The following is a 6,243-nucleotide window of genomic DNA, read 5'->3' on the forward strand; positions in this document are numbered from 1 at the left end:
GCCCGGGACGACCCCTGGGGCGGGGCGACGGCGCGGGTCCCGGCCGGGGCGACCTTCCGGACGGCCGGGTGCGCCGGGCTCAGCCGGTACGCCCGCACCGCCGCGCTCGTTCCGGACACCTGCCCGTACGCCGGGGTGTACTGCCGCAGCGGGATCACGTCCCCCATGGCCCCTCCTCGAAAGGTGACTCGAACTCTTGTCCGTCATACACACGTTCGTCGAACGCTCGTACCATTGTGTAGCACGGGACACCGTCGATGTCGAGACACGCTCGAACATTCGTTTGAGCCGAGTGGAATTGTGATCTAGAGTGGGCAGCGCACAGGAGAACATTTGTCGGAACGGGAGGGGCACGGGCATGACGGGACGGGACGGGACCAGCGACACGAGAGCCGTCGACACGGCACTCTCGGGTGTCGCCACGTTGGACGCGCCGGGCGACGGAGTCGTCGCCGACGTGCACACGATCTCGCCGGCAGACCGCCTCACCGAGCGACAGCGCCTTGTGCTGGACACGATTCGGCAGTCGTTCGAGACGCGCGGTTACCCGCCGTCGATGCGAGAGATCGGCGAGGCCGTCGGGCTGGCCAGCCCGTCGAGCGTCAAGCACCAGCTCCAGATGCTTGAGAAGAAGGGCTTCCTGCGCCGCGACCCCAACCGGCCGCGCGCGATGGAGCTCGTGGAGCCCATGGCGGAGCAGGTCGACAAGCCGTCGCGCGGCGAGATCCACTGGCCGGAGCCGCGGCGCAGCGGCCAGGTGCACTGGGGCAGCTCGGTGCCCGACGACGCCGGCACCCCGCCGCCGTCGTACGTGCCGCTGGTCGGCCGCATCGCGGCCGGTGGCCCGATCCTCGCCGAGCAGGTCGTCGAGGACGTCTTCCCGCTCCCCCGCCAGCTGGTCGGTGACGGCGAGCTGTTCCTGCTCAAGGTCGCGGGCGACTCGATGGTCGACGCCGCGATCTGCGACGGCGACTGGGTCGTCGTGCGCCGCCAGAACGTGGCAGAGCAGGGGGAGATCGTCGCCGCCATGATCGACGGCGAGGCCACGGTCAAGACGTTCAAGCAGACCGACGGGCACGTGCTGCTGCTGCCGCAGAACCCGGCCTACGAGCCCATCCCGGGCGACGAGGCGCAGATCCTGGGCCGCGTCGTCGCGGTGCTGCGCAGCCTCTGAGGTAGGTCTCGACAGGCTCGACCAGCGATTGCTGGTCGAGCCTGTCTGTCGTTGGTCGAGCTTGTGGAGACCTAGAACCCGAACCTTCGCTGCACCGCCCGCACGCTCTCCGCCGACGCGCGCAGCCCGGCCAGCTCGTCGTCGGACATGGGCACGCGCACCGTGCTGGTGACACCCCGACGGTCCACCAGGGACGGCACGGACAGGCACACGTCGCTGATGCCGTGGTAGTCCTCCAGCAGCGAGGACACCGGCATGATCCGCCGCTCGTCCTTGAGCACGGCCTCGATGATGCGCGTCGCGGCCAGGCCGACGGCGTAGTTCGTGGCGCCCTTGCCCGCGATGATCCGGTAGGCGGAGTCGACCACCTCGTGGTGCACCTCCGCCCGCGTCGCCGCGTCGATGGGCCCGGCACCACCCACCGGTACCCAGTCGAGCAGGGGCACGCCGCCGATCGACGCGGAGCTCCACAACGCGATCTCCGAGTCGCCGTGCTCGCCCGCGATGTAGGCGTGCACGTTCCCGACGGCCACGCCACACCGCTCGGCGAGCACCACGCGCAGCCGAGAGGAGTCCAGCACGGTGCCGCTGCCGAAGAGCCGCTCGGGCGGCAGGCCCGAGATCTTCAGCGCCGCGTAGGTCACCACGTCCACAGGGTTGGTCACCATCAGGTAGGTCGCGTCCGGCGCGGCCTCGACCAGCCCCGGCAGGATGTTGCGCATCAGCCCGATGGTCGCCTCTGCCAGGTCGACGCGGCTCTGGCCCGGCTTCTGCTTGGCCCCCGCGGTCACGACGACGACGTCGGCCCCCTCGCACACCGCCGGGTCGTCGGACCCGATCACGTGCGCCTGCGGCGTGAACATCAGGCCGTGCTGCAGGTCGAGCACCTCGGCGTCGACCTTCTCCCGGTCGATGTCGAGCAGCGCGATGGTGCGCGCCGAGCCGCGGGTCAGCGCGGCGAAGGCGAGGGTGGAGCCCACGGCCCCGGCGCCCACCACGGCGATCTTGGTGGTCCTGGAGGCGGGCTGGGCGGCGGGGACGTCCGAAGGGGCTGCCATGCCCTCAGGCTATGTGTCGAGCCTGGCGAGCGCGGCACGGACCAGCTTCGGGTCGGTGGTGGGCCAGAACCCGGGCATCGACCGGGTGAGGAAGGACGCGTACCGCGCCGTCGCGAGGCGCGGGTCCAGGACCGCGACCACACCGCGGTCGTCCATGCTGCGGACCAGGCGCCCCGCGCCCTGCGCGAGCAGCAGCGCGGCATGCTGCGCTGAGACGGCCATGAACCCGTTGCCGCCCGCCTGCTCGACGGCGCGGGCGCGCGCGGCCTTGACCGGGTCGTCGGGCCGCGGGAACGGGATGCGGTCGATGAGCACGAGCTGGTTCGACGGCCCCGGCACGTCGACGCCCTGCCACAGGGACAGCGTTCCGAACAGGCACGTGGCCGGGTCGTCGGCGAACTCCCGCACGAGCGTGGGGAGCTGGTCGTCGCCCTGCGCCAGGATCGGGAAGTCCAGGCGCTCCCGCATGGCCTCGGCGGCGGCGTTCGCGGCGCGCCGGGACGAGAACAGGCCGAGCGTGCGGCCGCCGGCGGCCGTGATGAGCTCGGCGATCTCGTCGAGCTGCGCCTCGGTGGTGGGCTCGCGGCCGGGGGCCGGCAGGTGCCGCGCGATGTAGAGGATGCCCTGCTTGGGGTAGTCGAAGGGGCTGCCCGCGTCCAGCCCGTGCCACGGCGGGGCGTCCTCGCCCTTGAGCCCGAGGGTGCCGGCCACGGCGTCGAACGTGCCACCCAGCGCAAGGGTCGCCGAGGTGAACACGCCGGTCGACTCCCCCAGCAGGTGCGTGCGGATCAGGCCCGCGACGTGCAGCGGGGCGGCGTGCAGCCGCGTCACGTTGTCCCCGAACCCGCCCCAGCCGTTGTCGGGGCGCGAGCACCACAGCACGTCGGCGGTCGTGTCCTGCGACGCCATCCGCTCGGCCGTCTCGAAGAGCTGGAGCATGGCGCCCTGAGCCATCTTGAGCCCCGGGTCGGGCTGGCCCGCGTCCTTGGCCTTCGCGCCCTTGCCGCCGGCCTCGGGCTTGAGCGTGCTGAGCACCTCGCGCGCGGCGTCCCGCACCGCGCCGACCGCCGTGCGCAGCTCGTCCGGCAGGCCGCTCGGGAAACGCTCCGCCGGTGCGGTGACCAACAGCGTGCCGAGGTTCTGCGCCGCGGCGTCGAGGTTGTCGGTGTTCGTCCCGGCATGCCGCCGGGCGAGCCGCGCCGCGCTCTCCACGGAGGCCATGGACAGGTCCACGGTGGCCGACGACGTCACACGGTCGGTGAGCTCGTGCGCCTCGTCCACCACGACGACGTCGTGCTCCGGGAGCACGCCCGGGCTGCCGGTCGCCGCGATGCCGAGCATCGCGTGGTTGGTGACCACCACGTCCGCCTCGCGGGCGGCGGCCCGCGCCTTGTCCGGGAAGCACTCGGCGAGCATGGGGCACTTGCCGCCCAGGCACTCCATCGCCGTCACGGACACCTGGCGCCAGGCCCGCTCCGGCACGCCGGGCACCAGGTCGTCGCGGTCGCCGCTGTCCGTCTCGCTCGCCCACTCGTGCAGGCGCCGGACGTGGTCGGCGAGCGTGGCGCCGTCGTCCCTCCTGCGGCTGCGGGCCGCGCCGCCGCTCGCCTCCTCGGTCTTGGGGTGGTCCTCGCCGCCGGGCAGGTCGAAGAGGGTGGTCTCGTCCTCCGGGTAGCCGCCGCCCACCTTGTGCACGCACAGGTAGTTGTGCCAGCCCTTGAGCAGGGCGACGCGCGGCTCCCGCGGCAGCGCCGGCGCGACGGCCTTGGCCACGAGCGGGAGGTCGCGGGTGATGACCTGCCGCTGCAGGGCGAGGGTCGCGGTCGAGACGATGACCTTGCTCTGCGCGGCCACGGCGTGGCGGACGGCGGGCACCAGGTACCCGAGCGACTTACCGGTACCCGTGCCCGCCTGGACCAGCAGGTGCTCGCCCTTGTCGATGGCCTCGCCGACCGCGACGGCCATGGCGTGCTGGCCCTCTCTGCGCCCGCCACCGAGCTGTCCCACCGCGAGGTCGAGCAGCTCCTCCACCTCGGGGATCTCGGCGGAATCGGTGCTTGTGGCGGGTGCGTCGGAAAGGCTGGTCACACGGTCGATCCTAGGCCGGACCACCGACATCCACCCTGCCTCGTCCACAGGTCCGGCCGGCCGCTCGGCGCCGTCGGGCCTACCCCTTCACCGCCCCGCCAAGGCCCGCCCCGCTGAGGAACAGGCGCTGGAACGCCAGGAACAGCACGATGGGCAGGACGGTCGAGATCGCGAGCGCCGCGAGGAACACGTCGAGCTCCAGGTAGGGCGCGATCGCGGGCAGGCGGACGGACAGCGGCTGGTTGTCCGGGTCGGGCAGCACCAGCAGCGGCCAGAGGTAGTCCTTCCACGCGGCGATCACGGCGAACACCGAGACGACGCCGAGGATGGGCTTGGACATCGGCAGCACGATGGACCACAGCAGCCGGAAGGGTCCGGCGCCGTCGACCCGCGCTGCCTCGAAGACCTCGCGCGGCAGGCCGTCGAAGAACCGCTTGACCAGCAGCACGTTGAACGCGCTGGCGCCCATGGGCAGCCAGACGGCCCAGAAGGTGTTGAGCAGGCTGATGTTCAGGAGCGGCACGTCGAGGATCGTCAGGTACAGGGGCACGAGCAGCACGACCGCCGGCACGAAGAGCGTGGCGAGCACGAGGCCGAAGATCAGGTTGCCGTACCGGGGGCGCAGCACGGACAGCACGTAGCCGCCCGTGGTCGCGACGAGGAGCTGGAAGAACCAGGCCCCCACCGCGAGGATCAGCGTGTTGACGAAGTAGTGGTCGATCTCGGCCCGGCCCCACGCGGTGGCGAGGTTGGCCCAGTCGATCCCGTTCGGGAAGAGGCCCAGCGGCTGGCGCAGGGTGTCCTGCGTGGGGGTGACGGCGGCCTTGGCCAGCCAGAGGATCGGCCCGAGCCCGGCGAGGACGAGGGTGACCAGGAGACCGCCCTGGAGCACGCCGAGCGAGCCCCGAACGCTCGCCCGGCGCCGGTCGTGGGCCGAGACGATGCCGCGCTCGGCGACCGCGGCCTGGTTCTTGACTGGCATCTCAGCTGCTCCAGGGTCGGGTCACGCGGAAGTAGATCGCGGACAGGACGGCGAGGACGCCCGCGAGCATGAGGCTCAGGGCGGTGGCGGCACCGTAGTTGCCGCCGAGGCTGCTGCCGAACGCGTAGTCGTAGATCAGCATGAGGATCGTCAGCGTCGCGTTGTTAGGGCCGCCGCCGGTGAACAGGAACGGTTCCAGGAACACCTGCGAGGTGCCGATGACCTGCAGGATCAGGGTGATGAACAGGACGCCGCGCAGCTGCGGCAGCGTCACGTGCCAGATCTTGCGCCACACCCCGGCGCCGTCCACCTCGGCCGCCTCGTAGAGCTCGGTGCGCACCCCGACGAGGGCGGCGAGGTAGATGATGACGGTGCCACCGGCAGCGGCCCAGGTGGCCTCCAGCACCAGGGACGGCATGGCGCTGGACGCGTTCTGCAGCCATGGGAACGGGCCGAGGCCGACCCAGCCGGCGATGGTGTTGAACACTCCGGTGGGCGAGGCGTCGTAGAAGAACTTCCACAGCAGCACGGCCACGACGGGCGGCACGACGACGGGCAGGTACGCGAGCGCCGAGAACAGCCCCCGCATGCGCCGTACCTCGCTCATCAGGACGGCGGCGGCCAGTGGCAGCGGGTAGCCGAAGACGAGCGCGAGCAGGGCGAACCACAGGGTGTTCGCCACGGCCTTGCCCAGCAGGGGGTCCTGCAGCACGAACACGAAGTTGTCGAGCCCCACGAACTCGGGGGTCGAGATGAGGTTGGTCTGCTGGACGCTCATGACGAGCGCCCGGCCGATCGGGAACCAGGAGAACACCCCGAACACGAGGATCATCGGCAGTGCGATGACCAGGGTGCTCAGGCCGCCGTCGCGCAGCCAGTCCCGGGGCGTGCGGCGGGCACGCCGGCGGGGTCCGGGCGACGACGGCGGGGCGTCCGCCGTC

5 protein-coding genes are annotated in these 6,243 nt (G+C 71.9%); 1 reads left to right on the top strand and 4 read right to left on the bottom strand.

The window, feature by feature from the left end; all coding sequences use genetic code 11:
• The first annotated feature begins 358 nt into the window (after positions 1–358).
• Positions 359–1,174, top strand: coding sequence for a transcriptional repressor LexA (gene lexA / locus PROKR_RS13000; protein WP_084468272.1), 816 nt, complete (start codon positions 359–361; stop codon positions 1,172–1,174).
• 71 nt (positions 1,175–1,245) lie between these two features.
• On the opposite strand, the gene PROKR_RS13005 is transcribed toward lexA, so the two are convergent.
• The 4 genes from PROKR_RS13005 to PROKR_RS13020 all read right to left on the bottom strand — a co-directional run.
• Positions 1,246–2,232, bottom strand: a complete 987-nt coding sequence (locus PROKR_RS13005; RefSeq protein WP_036963808.1) for an L-lactate dehydrogenase — start codon at positions 2,230–2,232, stop codon at positions 1,246–1,248.
• A 9-nt stretch (positions 2,233–2,241) separates the two neighbouring features.
• Entirely contained in the window at positions 2,242–4,320 is a 2,079-nt protein-coding gene (locus PROKR_RS13010) for an ATP-dependent DNA helicase (RefSeq protein ID WP_169736414.1), read from the bottom strand.
• Between the two features lie 79 nt (positions 4,321–4,399).
• On the bottom strand, positions 4,400–5,302 hold the full coding sequence (locus tag PROKR_RS13015) for a carbohydrate ABC transporter permease (protein ID WP_036963809.1): 903 nt from the start codon (positions 5,300–5,302) through the stop codon (positions 4,400–4,402).
• Position 5,303: 1 nt separating this feature from the next.
• Positions 5,304–6,243, bottom strand: a 940-nt coding sequence (locus PROKR_RS13020; RefSeq protein WP_245605812.1) for a carbohydrate ABC transporter permease, incomplete at its 5' end; no start/stop codon positions are given.

It is taken from the genome of Promicromonospora kroppenstedtii DSM 19349 (genome assembly GCF_000515355.1).
Taxonomy (GTDB): domain Bacteria; phylum Actinomycetota; class Actinomycetes; order Actinomycetales; family Cellulomonadaceae; genus Promicromonospora; species Promicromonospora kroppenstedtii.

Excerpts from the sequence above, each read along its gene's own strand:
- lexA (WP_084468272.1), top strand. The coding sequence starts at position 359 with ATGACGGGACGGGACGGGACCAGCGACACGAGAGCCGTCGACACGGCA.
- PROKR_RS13005 (WP_036963808.1), bottom strand. The coding sequence starts at position 2,232 with ATGGCAGCCCCTTCGGACGTCCCCGCCGCCCAGCCCGCCTCCAGGACC.
- PROKR_RS13015 (WP_036963809.1), bottom strand. The coding sequence starts at position 5,302 with ATGCCAGTCAAGAACCAGGCCGCGGTCGCCGAGCGCGGCATCGTCTCG.